Genomic DNA, 24,594 nt, shown 5'->3' with positions numbered 1-24,594 from the left:
TGCGCTCAGACTAGCCGCCGCATCGGCTCATCAGGGTGACGGGAGGATGACAAAAACGTCATCAATGGCCGATGGCGGCCACGTAGAATGGCCACCGGGAGCGCTGCAGGGCTGGTCGAGCGCGCTCATCGGTTTTTTTGCGCGCGCGGCTGCGGCCTTGCGGGTCGAATCGCGCGCAGGAGCAGCGAGCATCATGAGCATTCTCGTCATCGAAGACGATCAGAAGACCGGCGACTATCTGAAGAAGGGCCTGCGCGAGAATGGCTACGCGGTCGACCTCGCGCGCACCGGCACGGATGGCCTGCATCTGGCGCTCGAGCATGACTACGAACTGGTGGTGCTCGACGTGATGCTGCCGGGCATCGACGGTTGGGAGATCATGCGGGCGTTGCGCGCGCGACGCGATCTGCGGGTAATTTTCCTGACCGCGCGCGATCAGGTCAGCGACCGCATTCGCGGTCTCGAACTCGGCGCCGACGACTATCTGGTCAAACCGTTTTCGTTTACCGAGCTGGTGCTGCGCGTTCGCACGTTGTTGCGCCGTGGCGTGATCCGCGAGAGCGACGTGTTCGAAGTCGCCGACCTCAGGCTCGACGTGTTGCGCCGCCGGGTCACGCGCGAGGGCGTCGACATTGCGCTGACCAACAAGGAGTTCATGCTGCTGCATCTGCTGGTGCGCCGCGAGGGCGAAGCGCTGTCGCGCTCGCAGATCGCATCGGAAGTGTGGGACATGAATTTCGATAGCGACACCAACGTGGTCGACGTAGCGATCAAGCGCTTGCGCGCGAAGGTGGATCACCCGTTCGAGAAGAAGCTGATTCACACGGTGCGCAGCATCGGCTACACGTTCGGTGGCGACGCATGAAGCTCTGGACCGAACGCTCGCTGATCGCGCGCACCACGTTGCTGTTCGCGCTGATCGCCTGCGCGGTGATCGGCTCGCTCGGCGCGTATTTCTATCATTCCGCCGAAGTCGCGCTGCAACGCCGCGCCGACGTCGTGCTGAGCGGCCGCGTCGAGCATTTCAGCCGCATCGCGCACGACCTTTATTCGGTCAGCGAATTGAAAAAGCGCCCGCTGCTATTCGAGACGATGCTCGGCGCGGAAGAGGACGTGCTGATCTTCCGCCGGCCCGGCGACGCGCCGTTCGTCGACGTGAATCCGGCCAGGCTCGCGGTGCCCGATCTGCCGGCCGTACCGGCAGGCGATCCGCCGCGCGCCGCGGATATCCCGCAGACGCATCTGCCCGATGGCGTGCCGGTTCACTGGGCGATCGCGACCGCGACAGCGCGCGAGGACGGCACCGAAGTCGAGGTGATCGCCGGCCATCCGATGACGCATGAAATGCGCATGCTGGCCGAGTACCGCAACCGCATCGTGCTGGCAACGCTGACCGGCATGCTGGCCGCGACGCTGCTCGCTTACTGCGTGCTGCGCCGCGCGCTGCGGCCGGTGCGGGAAATCGCCACGCGCGCCGCGCAAATCAGCCCGACCAATCTGACGGTGCGGCTCGACGACGAAGCCGCGCCGGTGGAGCTGCGCCAGCTCACCCATGCGTTCAACGCGATGCTCGATCGTCTCGCCGACGGCTATCAACGCCTGCAGCAGTTTTCCGCCGATCTCGCGCACGAGATTCGCACCCCGGTCGGCGCGCTGGTCGGCCAGACCCAGGTGGCGCTCGCGCAGCCGCGCGAAGCCGACGAATATCAGCAACTGCTCGAATCGAATCTGGAGGAGTTGAATCGGCTTAGCCACATCGCGGAGAACATCCTGTTTCTCGCGCATGCGGATCATGCGGCGTTGTCGATCGAGCGGCAGCCGGTCGATCTGCATGGCGAACTCGTCAGAATCGCCGACTATTTCGAAGGACTGGCCGACGAACGCGGGATGCGTTTCGAAGTCGACGCGGCGGGCATCGCGTCGGCCAATCCGATGCTGTGCCGCCGCGCCATCAACAATCTGGTCGTCAACGCGGTGCGTTACGGCGCGGGCGACACGACCGTGCGTCTGCGCGGCGCGCAGGACGAAGCGGGCGCGCTGGTGACGGTCGAAAACGAGGGCGAGCCGATTCCGGCCGCGCAACTCGACCGGCTGTTCGATCGCTTCTATCGCGGCGACGCGGCGCGCAGCGCGTTCACCGAATCGAACGGACTCGGGCTCGCGATCGTGAAGGCGATCATGCATCTGCATGGCGGCAGCGCGCGGGTGGTGTGTCCGCTGCCGGGCGTGGTGCGTTTCGAGCTGCGCTTTCCGGGTGCGTGACTGGTCCGCGCGCTGAGTCCGAAGCCGCTTCAGCCGGCGCCGCCTATACTTTGCAAAGCGCTTTGAAAGGACCGTTCGCTGCCGCACTCACGAGGAGTCGCATCATGGTCAAGCTCGCTTTGTATGTCCGTCTGGAAGCCAAGCCCGGCAAGGAACAGGAGGTCGAGGCGTTTCTGCTCGGCGGCCTGCCGCTCGTCGAGCAGGAACCGGCCACCGCTGCGTGGTTCGGTCTGAAGCTCGGTCCGTCCACGTATGGCATCTTCGACGCGTTCGAAGACGAAGCCGGCCGCGACGCGCATCTGAACGGCAAGGTCGCGGCCGCGTTGATGGCGAAGGCGGGCGAGCTGTTCGCGTCGCCACCGGGCATCGTCAAGGTGGACGTGCTGGCGGCCAAGCTGCCGGGCTGAGCGCTCAGCGTTGAGCGCGGAGCCGGCGTGGTGAACGTCTGACGCCGGCGGGCGTTACTTCGCCGCCGCGTCCGCCCCAGGCCGGTTCTCGTAGTGCGCGCGCTTTTCCTCGTACATCAGCAGGTCGGCGCGCTGCACGCCCGCTTCCAGCCGGTCGCCGCGCTGGCAGGTCGCCGCGCCCATCGAGAAGCTCAGCGGCGAGCCCGGATAGAACTGGTTGTTCATCTCGACGAGCTGGCGGATCGCGTCGATCATCGCCGCGCCGCCACGCTCGTCGGTGTCGGGCATCAGGATCGCGAACTCGTCGCCGCCGATCCGCGCCGCGTGGAATGGCGGCTCCATCGCCTTCGCGAGCACTTCGCCGGCGCGCCGCAGCAGCGCGTCGCCGGCCGCGTGGCCGAGCTGATCGTTGACGCGCTTCAGGCCGTTCAGGTCGGCCATGATGATCGTCACGGGCCAGGGTCCCTTGCGTTCGAGCCGGTTCAGTTCGTCGACGTAGAACGAGCGGTTGCGCAGCTTGGTCAGCACGTCGTGCTTGCCGAGGAATTCGAGGTACGCCTCGGCCTTCTTGCGCGCGGTGATGTCGGTCAGCGCGACGAGCACGAGGTCCCAGTTTTGCTCGTGGCCGGGCAGCACCGAGAATTGCAGGTGCACGTGAACCTCGCTGCCGTCGAGTGAATAGTTGAGCACCTCGCGCTGCTGGAACAGCTTGTTTTCCCACAGGTCGATCAGCTGCTCGCGGAAATGCGGACGCATGTCGTCGCGGAACACGTCGGCAAGGCGCGCGAGCAGCGTCTTCTTGTCCTTCGCGCCGAACATGCCGAGCGTGTGATGGTTGACGTCGAGCACGTGGATTTCCGCCATGCAGCGTTCGACGAACTCGGGATGCACATCGGTAAACACGCGGAAATCGTTGATGCCGGCCGCACGCGCGCCGTCCAGCAGGCGTTTGACCGCGCTGAAATCCTCGACCCACAGCGATACCGGCGAATGTTCGAAGAGCCCGCGCGCGTATTCCTCCGCTTGCGTGACGCGGCGCCGCGCGCCTTCGAGCTCGGTGATGTCTTCGGTCGACACCAGCACGCGGTCCCAGCGCTCCTCGTGACCGGGCAGCACCGCGCCCTTGAGCAGCACGTCGAGACGCCGTCCGCCGAGCGTGTAGTTGACCGTGTGGCTGGTGAAGTTCGATTGCCCGGCCCATAGCTGGCACAGTTCTTCGAGGTGCGTTTTCAGCATGTCGTCGCGGAACACCGACGCGAGGTTGCTCGTCAGCGTGTCGAAATCGGCAGCCTCGAATTGCGCTAGCGTCTGGCGATTGACCTTGATCACGCGGATGCTATGGGCGCATTCGGCGACGCGGCTCGGGTTTTCGGCGAAATGGGCGCGCAGATCGGTCACGCCCGCGGCTCGCCATTCATCGAATAGCGAGCGCACGCCGCTGAAATCTTCGAGCCACAGCGACACGGGCGCGAGTTCGAACATCCCGGAGTCGTCGTTGATGGGCGCGGGGCCGCTCGGCAGGGTATCCAGCATGAGGTTCTCGGGGTCGGAGTTGCCGCCTATTTTAGACAGGTTGGCTCCGGCCGAAAATGAAAGACGATTGGCCTGTCGTTTTTGCGCCGATGTGCGTGGCGAAATTGCGCCGCGCGTGGCGCACGTGGAGCGTGACCGTTCTGCGCGCCGCGTCGAGGCTTGCTACACTCGATCGCCGAAGCTTGCGCGCCGATTCCATTCATTCACGCCATCGGGAAAAACGTCGTCATGAAGCCATCGCTGCTGGTCCTGATCCACCTGAACGACGCGAGCCGCGCGAGCATCGAGGCCGCCTTCGACGTCATCTACGCACCCGAGCCAGCGCAGCGCGAAGCCGCACTCGCGACGCGCGGCGCGGCGATCCGGGCGGTGCTGACCAACGGCACGACCGGTCTCGGCGCGGCCGACATCGAGCGCATGCCGCGGCTCGAACTGATCAGCGCGCTGGGCGCCGGCTACGAGAATCTGGCGGTCGAGCACGCGCGATCGCGCGGTATCGTGCTCGTCAACGGCGCCGGCACCAACGATCACTGCGTTGCCGATCACGCGTTCGCGTTGCTGCTCGCGGTCGTGCGCGACGTGCCGCAACTCGATCGCGCGACGCGTGAGGGCGTGTGGCGCGACCATCTGCCGATGCGCCCGAATGTGTCGAACAAGCGTTTGGGCATCGTCGGGCTCGGCCATATCGGCGCCAGGATCGCGCGGCGCGCGGCCGGCTTCGACATGGAAATCGGCTATCACAACCGCAAGCCGCGCGAGGATGCGCCGCAACCGCGCTATTTCGACAGCGTCGAAGCGCTCGCGCAGTGGTGCGACTTTCTGATGGTCGCGACACCAGGCGGCGCCGGCACGCGGCATCTGATCGGCGAGGCCGTGCTGGCGGCGCTGGGTCCGCAAGGCTTCGTGGTCAACGTGTCGCGCGGCAGCGTCGTCGATACGGCCGCGCTGGCTCGCGCGCTCGCCGCGGGAGCGATCGCGGGCGCCGGACTCGACGTGTACGAAGGCGAGCCCGAACCGCCGCAGGCACTGATCGGCCTGCGCAACGTGGTGCTGACGCCGCACGTGGGCGGCCGCTCGCCGGAGGCGATCACGGACTCGGTCGACAACTTCCTGAACAATGCGCGGCGCCATTTCGCGGGCGCACCGGTGCTCACGCCGATCTGAAGCGCGGGCCGTGGTCCGCTATTTTTGATCGTCGCGCGCCGCGCGCGTGCCGATGTACTCGTACTCCTCGGTATTGAGCCGGGAAATTCGCAGTTCGACCGCGCTGCGGTGATATGAGTACGCGATGCGTCGAATCTCGAGCAGCGGTGCGCCGATTTCGACGCCAAGTTGCGCGCTTTCGAGTTCATTGGCGAGCGCAACGCTCACATGCTCATCGGTTTCGACCACGTTGATGCCGAAACCGTCCTGATAGAAGTTGTACAGCGTGTTCGGCCGGTTGCGCAGTTTGCTTTCCGTCAAGCCGGGAAACAGCGCTTCGGGCACCGTGATATGTTCGATCAGCACGGTCTTGCCGTGCAGCGCAAGCCCGTTGACGAACTGCAGCACGCGCGCGCCGGCGTCGATACCGAGCGCGACGGCCGCCTCGCGCGACGCACGCGCCTTCTTGAAGCCGATCAGCGTGACGACCGGGTAGGCCTTGTCGCCGTCGCGCCGCACGATGCGAAAGAAGCGAAAGAAGTGCCGGTCGCGCTGATGCATCGCCACGAACGTGCCGAGCCCCTGATGACGGATCAGAATGTTCTCGGCGCACAGTTCGTCGATGGCTTTGCGCAGCGTGCCGATCGACACGCCGAAGCGTTCGGCGAGGCGCTTTTCCGAAGGAATGCATTCGCCGCCTTTCCATTCGGCGGCCGCGAGCGCCGCCAGAATCGCGCTCTTGACCTCCTTGTACCGGGTGCCGCCGAGCGCGGGGGCATTGATCGCGAGCGTGCTCATGAAAACCTCTGGGATACGCGAGTCGTACTGCTCGCCGGGGTTGAACCTGGTCCGATTCTAAACGAGCCGGTCATCTAATACATCTGGATGAATCATATGTTGTCGGCGTATCGCGACAGCGGCGCGGGTTTCGTCCAGTCTTCTAACACATATAGATGACCTAGTTGAAATTGAATAAGTCGGCGCCTAATATCAATTCACCGCGGCGCACCTGGCTGCGCTGTCCCGGCAACACCCTCATACCGCATTCAAACTACGAATGGAGACGCTCATGAGCAATCCCACGGCAGACCTCAACGACACCGCAGCGGGCGCGTCGGTGCCGCGCAGGACGATTCACATCGTGCTGCACGAGGCGAAAGACACGGTCGGCGTAGCCGTGGTGGAGGGCATCAAGGCGGGCACGCAGCTCAACGCATGGATCATGGACGACGACGAAATCGTCACGGTGCTGGCGAAGCAGGACATTCCGATCGGTCACAAGGTCGCGCTGAAAGACATGGCCGTTGGCGATACCGTGTTCAAGTACGGCGTCGACATCGGCAAGGTGGTCGCGCCGATCAAGGCCGGCGAGCACGCGCACGTGCACAACATCAAGACGAAGCGCTGGTAAGCAACGCCGCGCCGCGTGTCGTGGCGCGCGCGTTTTCCTGCCTGTTTCGTCGCATTCCCTGTTCGCGGCATCGAGCCGCCCCTCACTGGCATCAACCCGAACGAGAGAGACACCATGAGCGTGATTGACCTGGATACGACTTTCCGCGGCTATCGTCGCGACAACGGCCGCGTAGGCGTACGCAACCACGTGATCATCCTGCCGGTCGACGATCTGTCCAATGCCGCGGCGCAGGCGGTCGAACACAACATCAAGGGGACCATGGCGCTGCCGCATCCGTATGGGCGGCTGCAATTCGGCGCCGATCTGGACCTGCATTTCCGCACGCTGATCGGCGCGGGCAGCAATCCGAACGTCGCGGCGGTGGTCGTGATCGGTATCGAGGAGGGCTGGACCAAGCGCGTCGTCGAGGGCATTGCGAAAACCGGCAAGCCGGTGATGGGCTTCGGCATCGAACTGCACGGCGATCACGACACGATCATGCGGGCGTCGAAAGCCGCGAAGGAAATGGTGCAGTACGCGACCTCGCTCGATCGCGTAGAGTGCCCGATCTCGGATCTGTGGGTGTCGACCAAGTGCGGTGAGTCGGACACCACCTCGGGCTGCGGCGCGAATCCGACGGTCGGCAACGCGTTCGACAAACTCTATGGCCTCGGCACCACGCTCGTGTTCGGCGAGACCTCGGAGCTGACCGGCGGCGAGCAGATCGTCGCCGCGCGCTGCGCGAACGACGGCGTGCGCGAGCGCTTCCAGTTCATGTTCGACCGCTATCAGGACATGATCAACCGCTGGAAAACCGACGACCTGTCCGAGTCGCAGCCGACCAAAGGCAATATCGCGGGCGGCCTGACGACGATCGAGGAAAAGGCGCTCGGCAACATCCAGAAAATCGGCAAGAAGTGCATGGTCGACGGCGTGCTCGACAAAGCCGAGGAGCCGACCCATTCCGGGCTGTGGTTCATGGACTCGTCGTCGGCCGCGGCCGAGATGGTGACCTTGTGCGCGGCGTCGGGCTTCGTCGTGCATTTCTTCCCGACGGGGCAGGGCAACGTGATCGGCAATCCGATCGTGCCGGTCATCAAGATCTGCGCGAATCCGCGCACGGTCCGCACGATGGGCGAGCATATCGACGTCGACGTGACCGGCATTCTGCAGCGCGAGCAGAATCTCGACCAGAGCGGCGACAAGCTGCTGCAATGCATGATGGCGACGATCAACGGCCGCTTCACGTCCGCCGAAGCGCTCGGTCACCGCGAGTTCGTGCTGACGCGTCTGTTCGAAAGCGCCTGACGCGGCCCGACCGCCGCGGCGAGCCGCACGGCTCGCGCGCAGCGGTCCCACCTTCCCGGCGCATGCCGCACGCAGAAGCGGCCATCGACGCCCCCCGTGACCGGCAGCTCAGGCAGCAGTGGCGCCGGCTCGACATCTGGCAGCAGCGAGTGGAGGAGACACCATCTTGCGCGTGCTCAAACATCTCTATGTGCAGGTTCTGATCGGACTTGCGGCTGGCATTCTCGTCGGTCATTTCGCGCCCGCGTTCGGCGTGCAGATGAAACCGCTCGGCGACACCTTCATTCGCCTCATCAAGATGCTGATCACGCTGGTGATCTTCTGCACGGTTTCCGTGGGCATCGCGCGCATGGAAAGCCTGAAGCAGGTGGGCCGCGTCGGCTTCAAGACGCTGCTGTATTTCGAGGTGGTCACCAGTATCGCGCTCGTGCTCGGCCTCGTCGTCGCGAACGTATTGCGTCCGGGCGCGGGGCTCAATATCGATCCCGCTTCGCTCGATCCTCATGCGATCACGCATTACGTCGCCGATGCGCACGCGGCGTCGTCGAGCTTCATCGACATGATCGTGCCGAACTCGGTGGTCGGCGCGTTCGCGCGCGGCGATCTGCTGCAGGTGCTGCTGTTCTCGGTGCTGTTCGGCATCGCGCTGTCGATCATGTCGCAGCGCAGCCGGCTGCTGATGCGCGGCATCGAGCAGTTCGGCGACACGCTGATGCGCATCGTCGAAATGATCATGCGGCTTGCTCCGCTCGGGGCATTCGGCGCGATTGCGTTCACGGTGGGCAAATACGGCATCGGCACGTTGCAGCAACTCGGGCTGCTGATTCTGTGCTTCTACATCACCAGCATCCTGTTCATCGCGATCGTGCTCGGCGCCGCGGCGCGCTGGGCCGGCGTGGGATTGTGGCCGCTGCTGAAGTACTTCCGCGAGGAACTGTTGATCGTGCTCGGCACGTCGACCACGGAGTCGGTGCTGCCGCGTCTGATGGAAAAGCTCGAGCGCATGGGCTGTCCGCGCGCGATCGTCGGGCTCGTGCTGCCGACCGGCTACTCGTTCAATCTCGACGGCGCCGCGATCTATCTGACGATGACGTCGCTGTTCATCGCGCAGGCCACCAACACGCATCTGACGCTGATGCAGCAGCTCGGATTGCTGGCGATCCTGATGCTGACGTCCAAAGGCGGAGCGGGTGTGGCGGGCGCGGCGCTCGTCGCGTTGACCGCGACGCTGTCGACGCACAACATCATTCCGGTGGCGGGGATCACGCTGATTCTCGGTGTCGACCGTGTGCTCAACGAGATCCGCGCGCTGACCAATATGATCGGCAACGTCGTCGCGACGCTGGTGGTCGCCCGCTGGGAACGCGCCTTCGACGCCCGTGCCGCGCGCGAATTCCTTGCCGCGCCGCGCGAGGTGCAGGCGCAGGCAGTGGCGCAGCCGGTTCGCAAGCCGCGGGCGACGCAAGCGGGGCAGGCGGGGCAGGCGGGGCAGTCGCGCGAGGAAGAACCCAACCTGCCTCGCGCCACGGCACTGTTCGAAAAGACGGCGAAGTGAGAATCGCGTCGCAGCAGCCGCGCCGCGTCGCATCGGGAACGGCAGTGGCGGACTTGATGCTTCACCGCGGCAATGACAAAGTGATGCGCTGCCGACAATAGAACCAGGGAAAGGAATACCCGATGGCCCGACTGTTTCCCGACGCGCTCACCGCGCTTGCGATCGGCGCGCTGCGCCGCGCGGATGCGTTGCCGGCGACCGCCGAATCGACGGCGCGCGCGCTCGTCTACGCCGACGTGCGCGGCCTGTCTTCGCACGGCGTATCGCGTCTGCCGATGTACTGCGCGCAGTTGCGCAACGGTCGCGTCGATCCGGCCGCGCAAGCCGCCATCGTCGCGGATCGCGGCGCGGCGGTGCTGGTCGACGGCGCGGACGGCCTCGCGTATCCGGCCTGCGATCTCGCGGTCGCGACGCTCGCCGAACGCGCGCGGCAGTACGGCAGCGCGGTCGCAGGCATCCGCCGCAGCCATCATTTCGGCGTTGGCGCGGCACATCTGGCCGCGCTCGGCGAAGCCGGCATGGTCGCGCTCGCGTTCAGTAATTCGCCGGCCGCGATGCCCGCCTGGGGTGGGCGCCGCGCGCTGTTCGGCACCAATCCGATCGCCGCGGTGTTTCCGCGCCGCAACGGCGCGCCGCTCGTGATCGACCTCGCGCTGTCGCAGATCGCGCGCGGCAAGATCGCGCTGGCCGCGCGCGACGGCAAGCCGATTCCCGAAGGCTGGGCCACCACGCGCGACGGCCTGCCGACCACCGACGCGCGCGCCGCGCTCGACGGCATGATGCTGCCGTTCGGCGGCGCGAAAGGCGCGATGCTGGCGCTGGTGGTCGAACTGCTGGCCGCCGCGCTGACCGGCGCGAACTTCGGCTACGAAGCGGGCTCGTTCCTGACCGAGGAGGGCGAGCGCTCGCGCATCGGCCAACTGTTCTGGGCGATCGACCCGGGCGCGCTGGCTGGTGACGACGCGTATCTGTCGCGGGTCGAGGCGCTGATCGGGATGATGCTGATGGACGACGAGGTGCGCTTGCCCGGTTATCGCAGGGAGCGGCTCGCGCAGGCGGCGCACGAGGACGGCGTCGAGATTCCGGATGCGCTGATCGCGCAACTCGACGCTCGCGCGTGAACGCACGCGGCCTGGCGCACGCAGCCGATTTCGCCCAACTAGACACGCGGTCAAAAAAAGCGCATAGCTGAAAGCGAAACGGAAACTATCGGCGCGTCGGATAGTTTTGCTCGCAAATCGCGATTTCCCTTGCGAGGCGGACGCGAATACGATTCCGGTATCGCATGACGAGCGCGTATCAGCCGCGCGTCGGCCCACCAGAAGCAGCGACGGAGATGGCCATGGAGCACCGCGCCCGCACGCAGAACGAACGGCTCGATATCAAGACCACCACCTGCTACATGTGCGCGTGCCGCTGCGGCATCCGCGTGCATCTGCGCGACGGCGAGGTGCGCTATATCGACGGCAATCCGGAGCATCCGCTGAATCAGGGCGTCATCTGCGCGAAGGGTGCCTCCGGCATCATGAAGCAGTACTCGCCCGCGCGTCTCACGCAGCCTTTGATGCGCAAGGCCGGCGCGCCGCGCGGCAGCGCGCAGTTCGAGCCGGTCTCGTGGGACACCGCGTTCGACGTGCTCGAAAAGCGTCTCGCCGCGATTCGCTCGACCGATCCGAAGAAGTTCGCGCTGTTCACAGGCCGCGACCAGATGCAGGCACTGACCGGCCTGTTCGCCAAACAGTTCGGTACGCCTAACTATGCGGCGCACGGCGGCTTCTGCTCGTCGAACATGGCGGCCGGCATGATCTATACGATCGGCGGTTCGTTCTGGGAGTTCGGCGGACCGGATCTCGACAATGCGAAGCTGTTCTTCATGATCGGCACCGCGGAAGATCATCATTCGAATCCGCTGAAGATCGCGATCTCGAAGTTCAAGCGAGCGGGTGGCCGCTTCATTGCGATCAATCCGATCCGTACCGGCTATGCGGCGATCGCGGACGAATGGGTGCCGATCAAGCCGGGCACCGACGGCGCGCTGTTCATGGCGTTCCTGCATGAACTGATCGCCGCCGACGCATGGGATCACGAGTTCGTGCAGCGCTACACGAACGCCGCGGAGCTGATCGATGTCGACGAAGCGAGCGAAAACTTCGGGTTGTTCGTGCGCGATCCCGAGCGGCCCGAAGGCAATCCGCTGTTTCCGCAGAATCATCTGTGGTGGGACCCGGCCACGCAGCGCGCGGTGCCGCATCATACGAGCGGCGTGACGCCCGCGCTCGACGGCCGCTACACACTCGCCAACGGCAAGCCGGTGAGCCCGTCGTTCGCGTTGCTGCGCGAGCGTGTCGCCGCTTGCACGCCCGAATGGGCGGCGGCGATCACCGGCATCGCCGCCGCGACGATTCGGCGCCTCGCCGGCGAGATGATCGAGACGGGGCGCCGGCACCGCCTCACGCTGCCGATCCGCTGGACCGACGCGTGGGGCGAAACGCACGACACCGTCACCGGCAACCCGGTCGCTTTTCATGCGATGCGCGGGCTGGCCGCGCATTCGAACGGCTTCCAGTCGATTCGCGCGCTCGCCGTGCTGATGTCGCTGCTCGGCACGATCGACCGTCCCGGCGGCTTTCGCCACAAGTCGCCGTTTCCGCGCGCGGTGCCACCGTCGGCGAAACCGCCGAACGACCCCGCCGCGGTCAAGCCCAACACGCCGCTTGCGACGGGCCCGCTCGGCTGGCCCGCCGCGCCCGAGGATCTGTTCATCGACGAACACGGCGGCCCGGTGCGCATCGACAAGGCGTTCTCCTGGGAATATCCGCTCGCGGTGCACGGCGTGATGCACAGCGTGATCACCAACGCGTGGCGCGGCGATCCTTATCCGATCGATACGCTGATGATTTTCATGGCCAACATGGCGTGGAATTCGTCGATGAATACGATGAAGGTGCGCGAGATGCTCGCGGACAAACATCCGAACGGCGAGTACAAGATTCCGTTTCTGGTCGTGTGTGATGCGTTCCAGTCGGAGATGACCGCATTCGCCGATCTGATCCTGCCCGACACGACGTATCTGGAGCGCTACGACGCGATGTCGATGCTCGACCGGCCGATCTCCGAGTTCGACGGCCCCGTCGATTCGGTGCGCGTGCCGGTCGTGCCGCCGACCGGCGAATGCAAGCCGTTCCAGGAAGTGCTGATCGAACTGGCGTCGCGCCTGAAGTTTCCGGTGTTCACCAATGCCGATGGCAGCCGGCGCTTTCGCGACTATCCGGACTTCGTCGTCAATCACACGACGTCGCCCGGTTCCGGCGTCGGCTTTCTGATCGGCTGGCGCGGCAAGGATGGCGACAAGGCGCTCGTCGGCGAACCGAATCCGAATCAATGGGAGCAGTACGCGAAGAACAACTGCGTGTTCCATTACCGCTTGCCCGAGACCTTGCAGTACACGCGCAACTGCAACGGACCGTATCTCGACTGGGCGGTCAAAAACGGCTTCCGCAAATTCAATGAGCCGATCCTGATCCAGCTTTACTCGGACGTGATGCAGAAGTTCAGGCGCGCTGCGCAAGGACGCACCAGCGGACGACAGCCGCCCGACCATCTGCGCGCGCGCGTCGAGCGGTACTTCGATCCGCTGCCGTTCTGGTACGCGCCGCTCGAAAGCGCGGCGACGGATCTCGCGCAATATCCGCTCGCCGCGGTCACGCAGCGGCCGATGGCGATGTATCACTCGTGGGATTCGCAGAACGCGTGGCTGCGGCAGATTCATGGCGAGAACTACCTTTATGTGAACCCGAAAACGGCGAGCGAAAACGGCATCGTCGACGGCGGCTGGATCTACGTCGAATCGCAATGGGGCCGCGTGCGCTGCATGGCGCGCTTTAGCGAGACCGTCGAGCCGGGCACCGTGTGGACGTGGAACGCGATCGGTAAAGCGGCGGGCGCATGGAATCTCGGCCCGGACGCGAACGAATCGCAGCGCGGCTTCCTGCTCAATCACCTGATCACCGACGAGCTACCCGGCTGCGACGAGGCACCCGCGCGCATGTCGAACTCCGATCCGGTGACGGGCCAGGCCGCCTGGTACGACGTGCGCGTGCGCATCTATCCGGCCGAGGCCGACGCGCGGCACACGCTGCCGCAGTTCGACGCGATGCCAGAATTGCCTGGGGCGATTGCGCAGCAGAGTGTGGTGTCGCGCATCGTCCAGACCTATTTCGCGGGACGCGGAGAATTCGCGGCGCGCCTGCGCGGGACGTTGCGCCGCGCCGAAAATAACGGCGACGAACGCTGAAGCCACGGTAAGGAGCGTGCAATGACCCAGATGGCGCTGGTGATCGATCTGAACGTATGCGTGGGATGCCAGGCGTGCGTGACGAGCTGCAAGGAGTGGAACACGTCGGGCGAATCGGGCAGCCTCGCCGATTTCAATCCGTACGACGCGGACCCGTCCGGCACGTTCTTCAATCGCGTGCAGAGTTTCGAAGCGGGCAGCTTCCCCGACACGGAGATGATTCATTTTCCGAAGTCGTGCCTGCATTGCGAGGACCCGCCGTGCGTGCCGGTGTGTCCGACGGGCGCGAGCTACAAGCGCAAGGAAGACGGTCTTGTGCTGGTCGATTTCGATCGCTGCATCGGCTGCAAGTATTGCGCGTGGGCGTGCCCGTATGGCGCGCGCGAACTCGACGAAGCGCGCAAGGAGATGACCAAGTGCACGCTGTGCGTCGATCGCATTCATGACGAGCATCTGTCCGAGCGCGATCGCAAGCCGGCCTGCGTGCTCGCGTGCCCGACATCCGCGCGGCTGTTCGGCGACATACACGATCCGGAGTCGGTGGTGTCGCAAGCGATCCGCGAGCGCGGCGGCTATCAGTTGATGCCGGAGTGGGGCACGCGTCCAGCGAATCACTATTTGCCGCGCGTTCCGACCACGGCCGCGGGCTGCGGCAGCGACGCGTGCTCGTGCAAATCGTCGGGAACGACTACCGACGCTGCCACGCACACGCCGGGCTCGCCCGACTCGCAACTCGAGGCGCAGCTCGCGCGCGGTGAAGTGCATCTCGCGTCGATCGCGACGCGCATTTGAACGACAGCGAGGCCACACGATGAATCCGGCTTTTTCCGTAGTCTTCCTGACGACGCTGAGCGGCGCGGCGCAGGGGTTGCTGATCGCGCTCGTCGGCGTCGAGAGTGCGGCGTGGCTGGGCGGCATCGCGCAACCTGCCGCCGCTACCGCGTTCTACGTGAGTGGCGCCGCGCTTGCGGTGCTGCTGGGCGGTCTGGGTCTGATCGCGTCGTTCTTCCATCTCGGCCATCCGGAACGCGCGTGGCGCGCGATCGCGATGTGGCGCACCTCGTGGCTGTCGCGCGAATGTCTTTGCCTGCCGGCGTTTCTCGCGTGCGCGTTCCTGTATGGCGTCGCGCACTGGCTCGGCTCGCCGTGGTCGCTCGCGCTCGGCTGGTTGGGCGTGCTCGCGAGCGCCGCGCTGTTCGTCTGCACCGCGATGATCTATGCGTGCCTGCGCTTTCTGCAGGAATGGGCGACGCCGCTGACGCTGGTGAATTTCGTGCTGCTCGGCTGCGCATCGGGCCTGACGCTCGCGACCGCATTGAGCGCATGGTTCGCGCCCGAGTTGACGGTGGGACTGGCGATCTGCGCGTGCGTGCTGACGCTCGCCGGCTGCGCGAGCCGTTCGGCGTCGCTGCTGCGCAATGCGCGCTTGCGGCCGAAGTCGACGGTGCAGAGTGCGACCGGCATCCGCAATCCGAAGCTCGTGCAGGTGTCCCGTGGCTTTACTGCCGGTGCGTTCAATCTGCGCGAGTTCTTTCACGGCAAATCGGCGCGCACGCTGCGGGGAGTCAAATGGGGCTTTCTCGTGGCTGCGTTCGTTGCTCCGGTCGTGTTGATCGCGCTGGGCGCGGGGCTGCGTTCGCTTGGCGCGTCGTTCGGCTTGCTGGCCGCGGCTTGTCTCGTGCAGTACGCGGGGCTCGTTGCGGAGCGCTGGTTTTTCTTCGCGGAGGCGAAGCATCCGCAGAATCTTTATTACGCGAAGCTGGGGTGACGCATAGCCCTCGATGAGCGCGCCCGGCCTGCGAGCCGGCGCGCTCCTCACCTCACACTACCCGCACGCCCCCATCTCCCCGCACGCGGTACAAAAATCACACCCGTCCTTGCGAATCACCGCATTCGCGCCGCACGAACCGCATTTGCGTCCGAGCATCGTGTGCAGCCCTTGCGTGCCGTTCGGCTGCAGCAACGTGTCGGAGCTATCCGCAGGATTCGCACGGATGCCGAAATCGGCGGACAGCGCCATGTCGGTTTTCATCTGTCCGCGCGGCAAGCGCGCAAGCATCCGCGACGCCACCTGATTGCCCTCGGCGTCGAGAAAGCCGCGTCGATAGAGGATCTGCTGGATCGCGAACGCGAGCGCGGCCACTTCGGAATCGTGCCAGCGCGGCGCGCGATGACCGTCCAGACGCTGCACGTCGCCAAGCCGCACCTGGCCGCGATCCCACGACACCTTGCGCATATCCTGCAGATTGCGCGCGACGAAGCCGCCGCGCGCGGCCAGCGACAGCGAACGCATCGTCGCGGTGATCCACTGCTGCGACTCGTCGCGCTGACCGGTCGGAATGAAGAACTCGATCGGCCGCTCGATCGTCACGTCCTCGCCGGCGAGGCGCCCCGTCACCTCGATGAACGACACCGCGACATACAGCGACTTCTTGCCCGCCTGGGTCAGATATTCGACCTTCTCGATGATCGCCGGCAATTCGCCTTTGGGCCGATGATCGATCGCGATACGCAGCGGGTCCTGATCCATCTCGGCGAGCGCGTCGTCGGCTTGCGCGGGCGTCACGCTCAGCACCGCGCCGAGCGTGTCGTTCGGGCGATAGGTGGCAAGGCCCTTCAGGCCGCTTTTCCATGCGTCGAAATAGAGGCTTTCGAACGCGTCGAACGGATAGTCGGCGGGCACGTTGACGGTCTTCGAGATCGACGTGTCGACGTACGGCTGCACGGCCGCCATCATGTCGAGATGGTCGCGCGCCGACATCTGCAGCGCACTGACGAAGTAGTCGGGCAGCCGGCTCACGTCGCCGCCCAGCTCGCGATAGAGCCGGTACGCGTAGTCCTCGACGTCGAACGATTCGCGGCCGCCGTCGGCCATCACCTTCATGCGCGTGTAGGTCCACGAAAACGCCGGCTCGATGCCGTTCGACGCGTTGTCCGCGAACGCGAGGCTCACGGTGCCGGTCGGCGCGATCGACAGCAGATGGCTGTTGCGGATGCCGTCGCGACGGATCGCCTGCTGGATGTCCTCGGGCAGGCGCGACGCGAACGTGCCGGTTTCCAGGTAGCGCGCGGCGTCGAACAGCTCGAACGCGCCGCGCTCCTTCGCGAGCTCGACCGACGCGCGATACGCCTCGTCGCGCATCAGCCGCGCGATGCGCACCGCGAAATCGCGGCCTTCCTGCGAGTTGTAGCGCAGGCCCATCATCACGAGCGTATCGCCGAGGCCGGTGAAGCCGACACCGATGCGCCGCTTCGCGCGCGATTCGGCGTACTGCTCAGGCAGCGGCCATAGCGTGACGTCGAGCACATCGTCGAGAAAGCGCACCTGCGTGCGGGTGCGTCGCCCGAGGCCGTCCCAGTCGAACGAGGGCTGGCGGCCCTTCAGCTGCGCGAACGGATCGACGACGAAGCGCGTCAGATTCAGCGGCCCGAGGTTGCAGCAGCCGTAGGCGGGCAGCGGCTGCTCGCCGCATGGATTGGTCGCGCGGATCGTTTCGACGGCGCGCAGGTTGTTGTCCTCGTTCATCCGCGAGATGAATACGATGCCAGGCTCGGCGACGTCGTACGTCGAGCGCATGATGCGGTCCCAGATCGCGCGCGCCTGGGGCTCGCTATAGACCCACAGGCCGTCCTCGCGCTGCCGCACGTCGCCGGCCGCGCGCAGCGCCGGCGACGGCTCGGCGCGATGGACCAGTTGCCACGGCTCGTCGTTCTCGACCGCGCGCATGAATTCGTCGGTGACGCCGACCGACACGTTGAAGTTGTTCCAGCGTCCCTTCGAATGCTTGGCCTCGATGAATTCGAGCAGGTCGGGGTGATTGCAGTCGAGCACCGCCATCTGCGCGCCGCGCCGCGAGCCCGCGCTCTCCACAGTGCGGCACGACGCGTCGAACACGTCCATATAGCTGCACGGACCCGAGGCGGCCGAACTGGTGGTGTGAACCCGCGCCCCCTTCGGCCGGATCGCCGAGAAGTTGTAGCCGACGCCGCCGCCGCGGCGCATCGTTTCGGCCGCCTGCAGCAGTGCCACGTAGATGCCCGGCAAGCCCTGTTCGTCGACGCCCTGGATCGAATCGCCGACCGGCTGCACGAAGCAGTTGATCAGCGTCGCGGCGATCCCACTGCCGGCCGCGCTCATGATGCGCCCGGCGCCGAGCGCGCCGTGGCGCAGGTTGTCGACGAACTGCTCCTCGACCGACGCGCGCAACTCGGGCGGCTCGGCCTCGGCGACGCCGTGCGCGACGCGGCGATAGACATCGTCGGCTGATTGCTCGTCGCCCTTCGCATATTTTTCCAGCAGCACGTCGAGCGAGAACTGCTGCGGCGGGATCGGCGAAGCGGGAGGAGCGGAGGAAGCGGGAGAGGTTGAAGCGGCGTTGGCCGCGCGGGTTTGCGGCGTGTCTTCTGCCATGATCGGCCCTCAATCGGCGTCGCGGCGGGCGCGGCGCGGTGGTGGAAGGCGCGTCGCCGGCGCCGGGTAGCGAGCCGGCGGTGGGGCGGGCGCAACGAATCCACCTTAACGCACGACGCGCAGGCGGGCAACCGGGAACGGGCAGACGCGGCGCCGCAGCGGGCGATGCCGCGGCGGCCAGGCACGCACTCGCCAAGGGCAAGTGGGCAGTAGAGAGATCGACCTCGGCGCCACGGGGTTACAACTCGCACCCCGTTGCGTGGGACTCGGGAACGCTCCGTGCGTCAGGCCGCTTCGAGCAGCGGTTCGAGGATTTCCGCGCAGATCATCGCGGACGCATTCGACGGCGCCGGGCGCTCGGCCGGTTTGAATACCGGGTCACCGCGACGGATCTTGCGGCGCGACACCGCGCAGGTGCCGGACGAATGCGCCGAGCGGCGGCGCCAGCGCTGCTCACCATAGTGGCAGCGGCCCGGCTCGACCCAGCGGATCACCAGCGTCGTGTCGGAGCTCTCGAGAATTTCGATGCGTACGCCATTGCTACCGTCGAGGGGGATGGACTCCAGGGTCATCATCGGCTCCGTATTGTGGAGTGCCGAATTTAGTCCCGCGCGCGCCGGATAGCCATTGTGTCACCGTTGAAACACCGTTCCGGAATTAGCAATAATCAGACTTGACATTCGCGATTGGCCGAAATGACAGGCGTTGCAAGCATTTTTATGTGATTTTTTAATAATGTGCATTTTTGCAACGCTGTGTTGCCTGTGGCGCGACGAGGAGGGCGGCCGGGAAAAGGGCGGCAACGCTTCCTTTAAGATGTTGTGTCGGGCGGCGAACTGAGCCGTCAGTGTAGCGGGTTTGATTTTTTCAGGTCGGCTCGCGCGCACACCGTTCAAAAACACAAGAGTTCACATGATTCCACGCCCTCCCGCAGTCCCGCCCAACTCGCCCGAATCGTCGTCCGTCGCCGCCGAGCGCCTGAAAAAGCAGAAGGCCGCATCGGTCGTGCTCTATATCGGGCTCGTGCTGCTCGCGTTGTGGGTGGTGCGCGATTTCATCGTGGTGGTGGCGTGGGCCGGGGTCGTCGCGATTGCGCTGTGGCCGCTGCTGCACAAGGTGGCGGGCAGCCCCTGGTTCAAGGGGCGTACGACCTTGCTCGCGACGGTCTTCACGCTGGTGATCGCCGTGCTCGTGCTGCTGCCGGTCGGGCTCGGCCTCGCGCAGGCGCTGCGTGAGGCGCACGAGATGAACGACTGGTTCCACAACGCGCAGGAGAACGGCATCGCGCTGCCGGACTTCGTCAACCGTCTGCCGTTCGGCGTGCAGCAGATCACCTCGTGGTGGCAGGCCAATCTTGCTCAGCCGCTGCGCGACTCGGCCGCGATGAAAGGCTTGCACAGCAACACGGTGATGACGCTCGGCCGGCATTTCGGTGCGCGCGCCGCGCATGCGGCGATGGTATTCGCGTTCATGCTGGTCACGCTGTTCGTGATCTTTCAGGCGGGGCCGCGTCTGTCCGGCTCGCTGCTGAAGGCCGTGCGGCGCGGTTTCGGCGATAGCGGCGCGGACCTCGTCGCGCATATGGGCACCGCGGTGCGCGGCACCGTGTCGGGGTTGATCGTGGTCGGCGTCGGCGAGGGTGCGCTGCTTGGGGTCGCCTATTTCGTGACTGGCGTGCCGCACGCGGCGCTGCTCGGCTTCGTCACGGCGATCGCCGCGATGCTGCCGTTCTGCGCGCCGATCGTGTTCGGTCTCGCGGCGCTGTGGCTGCTCGTGCAGGGCTCGATGGTCGCGGCGGCCGGGCTGCTGGTATTCGGCGCGGTCGTCGTATTCGTCGCCGAGCATTTCGTGCGGCCGGTGCTGATCGGCAACTCGACGCGCCTGCCGTTTCTGCTCGTGCTGTTCGGCATTCTCGGCGGCGCGGAGACCTTCGGGCTGCTGGGGATTTTCATCGGCCCCGCGTTGATGACGGTGCTGATGGTGCTGTGGACCGATCTCGTGGAGTAGCGCGGGCGTCGAGGGACGCGGCGCTGGACGGCCTTGGCGCGTGGCGCGCCGCGCCGGATCAAGGCCGCTGATTCGACGGATGCTCCAGCGCCGGCGGCTTCACGCAGCCGAGCGTGTATTTGAGCGCGGCGGGCAACAGCGCGCTCCACACCTCCCACGTGTGGCCGCCGTCGATGATCCGCAGGGCCGCCGGATTGCCCGCGAGCCGCAGATGCGTGTACAGCAGCGACGCGTCGGCCTGGATGTCGAGATCGTCGTCGCCGGCTGCGATGAACATCGGCAGGCGATACGGCCGGCTCATATAGCGGTCCCACTGCGCCGGATAGTTCAGCTCGTGCCACACGCGCGGATCGAACTGGCGCTCGCCGAAGACGCCGACCCGCCGCGCCGCCGACGCGCGCGGCGGCTCGTTCGCATAGATGGCCGGACTGAGCAGCAGCGCGCCGCAAAACATCTCGGGTTGCGTCAGCGCGTAGCGCAGCGCGCCAAAGCCGCCCATCGACACACCGCCGATCATCCGGCCTGCGCGCTGCGTCGCGACCGCGTAGTGCGTTTCGATCTCGGGCAGCAGATCGTCGAAGAACGCGCTCTCCATCTTCTCCTTGCGATCGACGTACCAGTCAGTGCCGCCTTGCGGCATCACGATGACGACCGGCGCAATCTCCTTGCGCTCGATCAGCGCGTCCGCGGCACTCTGCAGATGACCTTGCGTGATCCAGTCGTTGGCGTCGCCGTTATTGCCGTGCAGCAGGTAGAGCACCGGCAGGCGCGGACCATCCGCGCGATAGCCGCCTGGCAGGTAGATCGTGTAGTTCCAGTCGCGGCCGAGCGCATCGGAATGGAAACTGCGGCTCGCGACCGTGCTCGCGAACGCGGGCGCGCCAACGGCGAAGGCAAGCAGTGCGAGGGCGAAACGGAGAAATCGACGCATGGCAGTGGGGAAGGCCGGCTGACGCGGGATTCGCGCGCGGCCGTCATGCTATCAGCATTGGCGCCGGATTTGAGAAGGGATTGGCGGAAAGACCGACGGCGCTTGAAGCGCGCAAAGTTCTTCAGCCCGACGTCCGCAGCCGCCCGTCGACGAACCGTCCAACGACCCGTTTCAGCGGCTCCACCCCCAGCGCGACGGCAAACAGCGCACCGACGGCGGCAGCATCGGCGAGCAGTCCGAGCGGATAGTTCAGGTAACCATCGGTCGCCGCGTACAGCACCGAGTCGACCACCAGCGAAATCACCGCGCCGGCAATGAAGCACAGCAAGCCCTGACGCCCGATCGCGCCGACCCACGGCAGCCGGCGCGCGACCTTCTTCGCCCAGCCGAGCTCGATCAGATTGGCGACGAGCCACGCGATCGCGAGGAAATTGCCCGCGCGCAGGTAGGACAGGTTCTGCTTGAGGCTCGCGGCGAGCGGCTCATGCAGCAAAAAGAGCTTGTAGTACGCGGCCCCTACGACCACCGCGAACGCCAGCACGCTGACGAGCCAGCCGAGCCGGTGCGCGCTGATCCGCTGATATACCGGCTGACAGCGCGCGAGCACGCCGAGCACGAACATCAGTTGCCACGCGAACGGGTTGAAGTCCCAGTGCATATCGGGTGCGGCGGGCAGATACTGGCTGATCGCCGGCGCGCCGGCCCATAGCGCGACGCTGCCGGCGAGCAGCAGCCACGGCTTGCCGCGCGCGAGCGGCAGGATCGCGGGCACCAGCAGCGCGAAGAACGCGTACATCGGCAGCACCGACGCGAGGTACGGCTGGCGGCGCAGCAGCACGATGTCGCGCAGCGCGGCAAGCGGCGTGTCGATCAGGTCGTCGAGATCGGTCGTGGGGAGATTCGGCCCGTCGATGCTGAATGCGGTGAGCACCGCGCTGACCAGCAGCATCAGCCCGGCGGTAACGAGAAACGCGCGATAGATCTCGAACGAGCGGCGCAGGAAGCGGCCGCGCGCGATCGTCTCGTTGCGCCGCTCGGCGAGCGTTGCATAGGCGGTGGCGGTCGCGAAGCCGCCGAGGAACACGAACACTTCGGCGGCATCGCACAGTGCGTACGCGTGCAGCGTCACGCGCGACAGAATGCTGCCGCCGATGTGATCGACGACGATGATCAGCAGAACCAGTCCGCGGAAAAAGTCGAGCTCGATCAGGCGGGAGGATGACTTGGCCATTGTTTGCGTCAAAAGCAGCCCCGTGCGACGGCGCGCTGATCCAGCGCGGCGGGCGTCTCACAAGGCTTTTTAATATGGGATTGGGTGATGCGGCGGTGAGGTGATCCGTGCTGGCGTCGCCCGTGGCCCACCTCGCCACGCGCAACCGCCTTCGCGAGGCGGCCGTGTCAGCGGGGTGTAAAGATGACCCTCGCTGCGGCATCGAGTTCCGTTGCATCGCAGCAAAGGCGCAGGATTATATTTCTTTTCGTGACAATGCCGCAGCGAGATCGGCAGCAGCGGCTGCCGTTTACCTGAAGCGACGTTTCGAAAAAAGAGGCAGCAACGCGCAGTGGAGAATTAGCAACATTCTCGATGATCGGCGCATCCACTCATGGACGGCCAGACGATGTCGTGTGACGATTTCCGGAAAGAGCAGCGCTTGGAACAGTCTTCAGAACTGCTGGGAAAGTGGCGAGAATAAAGAGCAAAGAGAACAAAACGGCCGGATCGAGTTGTCCTTTCACTCGAGGTGCAGGGAGATCATCATGAACAAGCAAGTGTTCGCGCTGGCTGTCTCTGTTGCTGCGTCCGCCGTTTTTGCCGCGCCTGCCGCGGCGCAGACTAGCGTCACGCTGTATGGCGTGATCGACGAAGGCATCAACTACACGAACAACGTCGGCCACGGCCATGTTTATGAACTCGCGAGCGGTCTTGCGCAGGGGAGCCGCTGGGGCTTGAAGGGTTCCGAAGATCTCGGCGGCGGCCTGAAGGCGATCTTTCAGCTCGAGAACGGGTTCGATCTGAATTCCGGGCAGCTCGGGCAGGGCGGCCGCCTGTTCGGCCGCCAGGCTTTCGTCGGACTCAGCTCGCAGGCGTACGGCACGCTGACGTTCGGCCGGCAATACGATTCGGTGGTCGACTATCTGGCGCAGACCACGGCCAACGGCAATTGGGGCGGCCAGCTGTTCTCGCATCCGTACGACAACGACAACACCGACAACACTTTCCGCCTCGACAACACGGTCAAGTACACGAGCCCGTCGATCTCGGGCTTCCAGTTCGGCGGCACCTACAGCTTCAGCAACGACACGAACTTCGCCAACAATCGCGCATACAGCTTCGGCGGTCAGTACACGTACGGCGGGCTGCTGGTTGCGGCGGCCTATCTGCAGGCAGACAATCCGGGCAACGGCTCGAACGGGGCGATCACCGCGAACGACGCCGGCTTCGTCGCGACGCGCCTGCGCGTGTTCGGCGGCGGCATCACGTATACGTTCGGACCGGCGACGGCGGGCTTCGTCTATAGCAACTCGAACTATCTGGAGCCGACCGCCAACGGCTATCTCGGCATCGAGCCGCTGGTGCCGCTGGTGCCGTTCACGCCGCCGGGCGTGCTGTTGAACTCGCTCAAGTATCAGAACTTCGAGATCAACGGCAGGTATCAGATCTCGCCGGTGCTGTTCGTCGGCGCGCAGTACGTGTACACGATGGAAACCTACGACGCATCGAACGGCGCCGTGAAGCCGCGCATCCATACGTTCGGGCTGATGGCGGACTACAACCTGTCCAAGCGCACCGACGTCTATCTGCAAGGTGCCTATCAACAGGTCACCGGCGATTCCACGCTGTCGATCCTCGATTTCGCATTCATTCCCGGCACGCAGTCGCCGTCGTCGACGTCGAAGCAGGTCGTCGTGCGCGCGGCGATCCGGCATAAGTTCTAGTTCGCTGCGCGTCAGCGCGAAAAGCCAGCCTGCGGTTTTCGAAGGCTGGCTTTTTTTGCGCCCTTCGTCTCGACGCATGGCTATTCAAGTTCCCCTCGCGCCTGCCGATAAGTCGAATGTCAACAAATCTGAACACGCGGCGGACAAGCGGCGATGTGTGCGTCGTTGGCGTCCCGAAACACGTGCCTTCGTAACGCGGAAATACCGCTCGTAACGTCTGTATCAGAGTGTGTGGCGCGGGCCGTTTTTATTAAACGACACTTTAGAATTCCGCCAGAAATTTGATCGGCAAGCAGGCACGCCATGAGCGCCGTACGAGGCGGCTCTGCCGTGTCGTCGGGGGAGGGCCGCGCGGCCGAAGATCGCGCGCCTTGTCGGCGGCATCGGGCTATCCGGCTTGCGCATCCATACAG

At 65.4% G+C, this 24,594-nt stretch carries 19 protein-coding genes; 13 read left to right on the top strand and 6 right to left on the bottom strand.

What is annotated here, in order from left to right:
* Positions 1 to 193: 193 nt before the first annotated feature.
* The 3 genes from L0U84_RS28805 (at position 194) to L0U84_RS28795 (ending at position 2,669) form a co-directional block, all read left to right on the top strand.
* On the top strand, positions 194 to 865 hold the full coding sequence (locus L0U84_RS28805; protein WP_233855192.1) for a heavy metal response regulator transcription factor: 672 nt from the start codon (positions 194 to 196) through the stop codon (positions 863 to 865).
* Complete coding sequence (locus tag L0U84_RS28800) at positions 862 to 2,262, top strand: heavy metal sensor histidine kinase (protein WP_233855190.1); 1,401 nt, start codon at positions 862 to 864, stop codon at positions 2,260 to 2,262. The genes L0U84_RS28805 and L0U84_RS28800 overlap by 4 nt, the downstream gene beginning before the upstream one ends.
* A gap of 104 nt (positions 2,263 to 2,366) precedes the next feature.
* Positions 2,367 to 2,669: a putative quinol monooxygenase gene (locus tag L0U84_RS28795; RefSeq protein ID WP_129962768.1), complete on the top strand. Its 303-nt coding sequence runs from the start codon at positions 2,367 to 2,369 to the stop codon at positions 2,667 to 2,669.
* Between the two features lie 54 nt (positions 2,670 to 2,723).
* Here L0U84_RS28795 and L0U84_RS28790 read toward each other — a convergent pair whose 3' ends face one another.
* Positions 2,724 to 4,202, bottom strand: a complete 1,479-nt coding sequence (locus tag L0U84_RS28790) for a sensor domain-containing diguanylate cyclase (protein ID WP_233855188.1) — start codon at positions 4,200 to 4,202, stop codon at positions 2,724 to 2,726.
* Between the two features lie 228 nt (positions 4,203 to 4,430).
* Here L0U84_RS28790 and L0U84_RS28785 point away from each other — a divergent pair, with 228 nt between their 5' ends.
* Entirely contained in the window at positions 4,431 to 5,366 is a 936-nt protein-coding gene (locus L0U84_RS28785; protein ID WP_233855179.1) for a 2-hydroxyacid dehydrogenase, read from the top strand.
* A gap of 18 nt (positions 5,367 to 5,384) precedes the next feature.
* Here L0U84_RS28785 and L0U84_RS28780 read toward each other — a convergent pair whose 3' ends face one another.
* Positions 5,385 to 6,143 carry a GntR family transcriptional regulator gene (locus L0U84_RS28780; RefSeq protein ID WP_233855177.1) on the bottom strand — a complete coding sequence of 253 codons (759 nt, stop codon included), beginning with the start codon at positions 6,141 to 6,143 and terminating at the stop codon, positions 5,385 to 5,387.
* Between the two features lie 271 nt (positions 6,144 to 6,414).
* Between L0U84_RS28780 and L0U84_RS28775 the strand changes: the two genes are divergently transcribed.
* The 7 genes from L0U84_RS28775 (at position 6,415) to L0U84_RS28745 (ending at position 15,663) form a co-directional block, all read left to right on the top strand.
* Positions 6,415 to 6,756, top strand: coding sequence for a UxaA family hydrolase (locus tag L0U84_RS28775; RefSeq protein ID WP_233855175.1), 342 nt, complete (start codon positions 6,415 to 6,417; stop codon positions 6,754 to 6,756).
* A 114-nt stretch (positions 6,757 to 6,870) separates the two neighbouring features.
* Positions 6,871 to 8,046 (top strand): UxaA family hydrolase, encoded by a 1,176-nt coding sequence (locus tag L0U84_RS28770; protein WP_267939966.1) that lies wholly within the window; start codon positions 6,871 to 6,873, stop codon positions 8,044 to 8,046.
* Between the two features lie 166 nt (positions 8,047 to 8,212).
* Positions 8,213 to 9,601: a C4-dicarboxylate transporter DctA gene (dctA, locus tag L0U84_RS28765; protein ID WP_233855173.1), complete on the top strand. Its 1,389-nt coding sequence runs from the start codon at positions 8,213 to 8,215 to the stop codon at positions 9,599 to 9,601.
* A 122-nt stretch (positions 9,602 to 9,723) separates the two neighbouring features.
* A complete protein-coding gene (locus tag L0U84_RS28760) occupies positions 9,724 to 10,722 on the top strand; it encodes an Ldh family oxidoreductase (protein WP_233855171.1) in 999 nt (332 codons plus the stop codon).
* Positions 10,723 to 10,943: 221 nt separating this feature from the next.
* A complete protein-coding gene (locus L0U84_RS28755; protein ID WP_233855169.1) occupies positions 10,944 to 13,895 on the top strand; it encodes a molybdopterin oxidoreductase family protein in 2,952 nt (983 codons plus the stop codon).
* A gap of 21 nt (positions 13,896 to 13,916) precedes the next feature.
* Positions 13,917 to 14,687 carry a 4Fe-4S dicluster domain-containing protein gene (locus L0U84_RS28750; RefSeq protein ID WP_233855167.1) on the top strand — a complete coding sequence of 257 codons (771 nt, stop codon included), beginning with the start codon at positions 13,917 to 13,919 and terminating at the stop codon, positions 14,685 to 14,687.
* A 19-nt stretch (positions 14,688 to 14,706) separates the two neighbouring features.
* Positions 14,707 to 15,663, top strand: a complete 957-nt coding sequence (locus tag L0U84_RS28745; RefSeq protein WP_233855165.1) for a dimethyl sulfoxide reductase anchor subunit family protein — start codon at positions 14,707 to 14,709, stop codon at positions 15,661 to 15,663.
* 57 nt (positions 15,664 to 15,720) lie between these two features.
* On the opposite strand, the gene L0U84_RS28740 is transcribed toward L0U84_RS28745, so the two are convergent.
* On the bottom strand, positions 15,721 to 18,306 hold the full coding sequence (locus L0U84_RS28740) for an adenosylcobalamin-dependent ribonucleoside-diphosphate reductase (RefSeq protein WP_233855163.1): 2,586 nt from the start codon (positions 18,304 to 18,306) through the stop codon (positions 15,721 to 15,723).
* A gap of 284 nt (positions 18,307 to 18,590) precedes the next feature.
* On the bottom strand, positions 18,591 to 18,878 hold the full coding sequence (locus L0U84_RS28735; RefSeq protein ID WP_013091570.1) for a DUF3331 domain-containing protein: 288 nt from the start codon (positions 18,876 to 18,878) through the stop codon (positions 18,591 to 18,593).
* A gap of 340 nt (positions 18,879 to 19,218) precedes the next feature.
* Between L0U84_RS28735 and L0U84_RS28730 the strand changes: the two genes are divergently transcribed.
* A complete protein-coding gene (locus L0U84_RS28730; protein ID WP_233855161.1) occupies positions 19,219 to 20,313 on the top strand; it encodes an AI-2E family transporter in 1,095 nt (364 codons plus the stop codon).
* 58 nt (positions 20,314 to 20,371) lie between these two features.
* Here L0U84_RS28730 and L0U84_RS28725 read toward each other — a convergent pair whose 3' ends face one another.
* Positions 20,372 to 21,244: an alpha/beta hydrolase gene (locus L0U84_RS28725; protein WP_233855159.1), complete on the bottom strand. Its 873-nt coding sequence runs from the start codon at positions 21,242 to 21,244 to the stop codon at positions 20,372 to 20,374.
* 121 nt (positions 21,245 to 21,365) lie between these two features.
* The gene (locus tag L0U84_RS28720; RefSeq protein ID WP_233855157.1) at positions 21,366 to 22,475 is read right to left on the bottom strand and encodes an OpgC domain-containing protein; all 1,110 of its coding nucleotides are present in this window, start codon (positions 22,473 to 22,475) and stop codon (positions 21,366 to 21,368) included.
* A gap of 527 nt (positions 22,476 to 23,002) precedes the next feature.
* Here L0U84_RS28720 and L0U84_RS28715 point away from each other — a divergent pair.
* Positions 23,003 to 24,181 (top strand): porin, encoded by a 1,179-nt coding sequence (locus L0U84_RS28715; RefSeq protein ID WP_233855155.1) that lies wholly within the window; start codon positions 23,003 to 23,005, stop codon positions 24,179 to 24,181.
* The last annotated feature ends 413 nt before the right edge of the window (positions 24,182 to 24,594 follow it).

The sequence above is a fragment of the Paraburkholderia sp. HD33-4 genome, assembly GCF_021390635.1.
In the GTDB taxonomy this organism is placed as follows: domain Bacteria; phylum Pseudomonadota; class Gammaproteobacteria; order Burkholderiales; family Burkholderiaceae; genus Paraburkholderia.
The sequence above is the reverse complement of the archived record's forward strand: the minus strand, read 5'-3'. Positions and strand labels throughout refer to the sequence as shown.

Excerpts from the sequence above, each read along its gene's own strand:
- L0U84_RS28805 (WP_233855192.1), top strand. The coding sequence starts at position 194 with ATGAGCATTCTCGTCATCGAAGACGATCAGAAGACCGGCGACTATCTG.
- L0U84_RS28800 (WP_233855190.1), top strand. The coding sequence starts at position 862 with ATGAAGCTCTGGACCGAACGCTCGCTGATCGCGCGCACCACGTTGCTG.
- L0U84_RS28795 (WP_129962768.1), top strand. The coding sequence starts at position 2,367 with ATGGTCAAGCTCGCTTTGTATGTCCGTCTGGAAGCCAAGCCCGGCAAG.
- L0U84_RS28790 (WP_233855188.1), bottom strand. The coding sequence starts at position 4,202 with ATGCTGGATACCCTGCCGAGCGGCCCCGCGCCCATCAACGACGACTCC.
- L0U84_RS28785 (WP_233855179.1), top strand. The coding sequence starts at position 4,431 with ATGAAGCCATCGCTGCTGGTCCTGATCCACCTGAACGACGCGAGCCGC.
- L0U84_RS28780 (WP_233855177.1), bottom strand. The coding sequence starts at position 6,143 with ATGAGCACGCTCGCGATCAATGCCCCCGCGCTCGGCGGCACCCGGTAC.
- L0U84_RS28775 (WP_233855175.1), top strand. The coding sequence starts at position 6,415 with ATGAGCAATCCCACGGCAGACCTCAACGACACCGCAGCGGGCGCGTCG.
- L0U84_RS28770 (WP_267939966.1), top strand. The coding sequence starts at position 6,871 with ATGAGCGTGATTGACCTGGATACGACTTTCCGCGGCTATCGTCGCGAC.
- L0U84_RS28760 (WP_233855171.1), top strand. The coding sequence starts at position 9,724 with ATGGCCCGACTGTTTCCCGACGCGCTCACCGCGCTTGCGATCGGCGCG.
- L0U84_RS28755 (WP_233855169.1), top strand. The coding sequence starts at position 10,944 with ATGGAGCACCGCGCCCGCACGCAGAACGAACGGCTCGATATCAAGACC.
- L0U84_RS28750 (WP_233855167.1), top strand. The coding sequence starts at position 13,917 with ATGACCCAGATGGCGCTGGTGATCGATCTGAACGTATGCGTGGGATGC.
- L0U84_RS28745 (WP_233855165.1), top strand. The coding sequence starts at position 14,707 with ATGAATCCGGCTTTTTCCGTAGTCTTCCTGACGACGCTGAGCGGCGCG.
- L0U84_RS28740 (WP_233855163.1), bottom strand. The coding sequence starts at position 18,306 with ATGGCAGAAGACACGCCGCAAACCCGCGCGGCCAACGCCGCTTCAACC.
- L0U84_RS28735 (WP_013091570.1), bottom strand. The coding sequence starts at position 18,878 with ATGACCCTGGAGTCCATCCCCCTCGACGGTAGCAATGGCGTACGCATC.
- L0U84_RS28730 (WP_233855161.1), top strand. The coding sequence starts at position 19,219 with ATGATTCCACGCCCTCCCGCAGTCCCGCCCAACTCGCCCGAATCGTCG.
- L0U84_RS28725 (WP_233855159.1), bottom strand. The coding sequence starts at position 21,244 with ATGCGTCGATTTCTCCGTTTCGCCCTCGCACTGCTTGCCTTCGCCGTT.
- L0U84_RS28720 (WP_233855157.1), bottom strand. The coding sequence starts at position 22,475 with ATGGCCAAGTCATCCTCCCGCCTGATCGAGCTCGACTTTTTCCGCGGA.
- L0U84_RS28715 (WP_233855155.1), top strand. The coding sequence starts at position 23,003 with ATGAACAAGCAAGTGTTCGCGCTGGCTGTCTCTGTTGCTGCGTCCGCC.